The following is a 2,540-nucleotide window of genomic DNA, read 5'->3' as shown; positions in this document are numbered from 1 at the left end:
GGGCATGAAGAAGGCCCTCCCCTTCTTCGTGGACGCGCTCGGTGACACCAAACGGGCGTTCGGCAGCATGTCGGACCAGGCGACTCCGGGCGGCATGCCTCGTCCGCAGGGCGGCGCTCCGCGTCCCGGCGGTGGCCCCGCCGGTAACCGTCCCAACCCCGGCATGATGCCGCAGCGTCCCGCTGCGGGCAGTCCCCGTCCCGGTGGTGGCCCCGGTGGCCGCGGTCCCGGTGGCGGCGGCGGTCGTCCCGGTGGTCCCGGTGGCGGCGGCGGTCGTCCGGGCGGCGGCGGCTTCGCCGGTCGTCCCGGTGGCGGCGGTGGCGGCTTCGCGGGTCGTCCGGCTGGTCCCGGCGGTGGCGGCGGCGGTTTCGCCGGTCGTCCCGGTGGTCCCGGCGGTGGCGGCGGTGGCCGTCCCGGCTTCGGCGGTCGTCCCGGTGGTCCGGGTGGCCGTGGTGGCACGCAGGGTGCGTTCGGCCGTCCCGGCGGTCCGGCGCGTCGTGGTCGCAAGTCGAAGCGGCAGAGGCGCCAGGAGTACGAGGCCATGCAGGCCCCGTCGGTCGGCGGCGTGATGCTGCCTCGCGGCAACGGACAGTCCGTCCGCCTGTCGCGTGGTGCGTCCCTCACCGACTTCGCGGAGAAGATCGGCGCCAACCCGGCGTCGCTCGTCGGCGTGATGATGAACCTCGGCGAGATGGTCACTGCCACGCAGTCCGTCTCCGACGAGACGCTGAAGCTCCTCGCGGACGAGATGAACTTCGTCCTCGAGATCGTCAGCCCCGAGGAGGAGGACCGCGAGCTGCTCGAGTCCTTCGACATCGAGTTCGGCGAGGACGAGGGTGGCGAGGAGTTCCTCGTCGCGCGTCCGCCGGTCGTGACCGTCATGGGTCACGTCGACCACGGTAAGACCCGCCTCCTCGACACCATCCGCAAGACGAACGTCGTCGCGGGCGAGGCCGGCGGTATCACGCAGCACATCGGTGCGTACCAGGTCACGACCCAGGTCAACGAAGAAGAGCGCAAGATCACCTTCATCGACACCCCGGGTCACGAGGCGTTCACCGCCATGCGTGCCCGTGGTGCGAAGTCGACCGACATCGCGATCCTCGTGGTGGCGGCCAACGACGGTGTGATGCCCCAGACGATCGAGGCGCTGAACCACGCCAAGGCGGCCGACGTGCCGATCGTGGTCGCGGTCAACAAGATCGACGTCGAGGGTGCCGACCCGACCAAGGTGCGCGGTCAGCTCACCGAGTTCGGTCTGGTGGCCGAGGAGTACGGCGGCGACACGATGTTCGTCGACATCTCCGCCAAGCAGGGCCTCAACATCGAGGAGCTGCTGGAGGCCGTGGTCCTGACCGCGGACGCCTCGCTCGACCTGCGGGCCAACCCGGAGCAGGACGCGCAGGGCATCGCGATCGAGTCCCACCTCGACCGTGGCCGCGGCGCCGTCGCGACCGTCCTGGTCCAGCGAGGCACCCTTCGGGTCGGCGACACCATGGTGGTCGGCGACGCGTACGGACGTGTCCGCGCGATGCTCGACGACAAGGGCGAGAACGTGGAAGAGGCGGGTCCCTCGACCCCGGTCCTCGTCCTCGGTCTCACCAACGTCCCGGGCGCCGGCGACAACTTCCTGGTTGTCGACGAGGACCGCACGGCGCGTCAGATCGCCGAGAAGCGCGCGGCGCGTGAGCGCAACGCCAACTTCGCCCGCCGGGGTGTCCGGTTCTCCCTGGAGAACCTGGACGAGGCCCTCAAGGCCGGTCTGGTGCAGGAACTCAACCTCATCATCAAGGGCGACGCGTCCGGTTCGGTGGAGGCTCTCGAGTCCTCGCTGCTCCAGCTCGACGTCGGCGACGAGGTCGACATCCGTGTCCTGCACCGCGGTGTGGGTGCGGTCACCGAGTCGGACATCAACCTGGCGACCGGCTCCGACGCGATCGTCATCGGCTTCAACGTCCGCGCTGCGGGCCGCGCGGCGCAGATGGCGGAGCGCGAGGGCGTCGACGTCCGGTACTACTCGGTGATCTACCAGGCCATCGAGGAGATCGAGGCGGCCCTCAAGGGCATGCTCAAGCCGGAGTACGAAGAGGTCGAGCTCGGCACGGCGGAGATCCGCGAGGTCTTCAAGTCGTCCAAGCTGGGCAACATCGCCGGTGTCCTGGTCCGCTCGGGCGAGGTCAAGCGCAACACCAAGGCGCGCCTCGTCCGCGACGGCAAGGTCATCGCGGAGAACCTCAACATCTCCGGTCTGCGTCGCTTCAAGGACGACGTCACCGAGATCCGCGAAGGCTTCGAGGGTGGTATCAACCTCGGAAACTTCAACGACATCAAGGTCGACGACGTCATCGCGACGTACGAGATGCGCGAGAAGCCGCGGTCGTAACGCAGTGGCTTGAGCTGGCCGACGGTGAGAAGTCACCGTCGGCCAGCTTGCCGTTTAAAAGATCGCGCAGTTCCCCGCGCCCCTTTCAGGGACGCGGGCCCGGCTCATTTCCGGGTTGCGCAGGTAGATCTGGATGTCGATGGGGTTGTTGATGAAC

At 68.9% G+C, this 2,540-nt stretch carries 1 pseudogene; it reads left to right on the top strand.

The features are described 5' to 3' along the window. Window positions 1–73: 73 nt before the first annotated feature. Window positions 74–2,383, top strand: a pseudogene (gene infB / locus ABZ656_RS57465) (translation initiation factor IF-2); the annotation flags it as partial. Window positions 2,384–2,540 lie beyond the last annotated feature (157 nt).

Origin of the sequence: Streptomyces sp. NPDC007095 (assembly GCF_040634475.1) — a bacterium.
Classification (GTDB): domain Bacteria; phylum Actinomycetota; class Actinomycetes; order Streptomycetales; family Streptomycetaceae; genus Streptomyces.
This window is presented reverse-complemented; position numbering and strand designations above follow the sequence as displayed.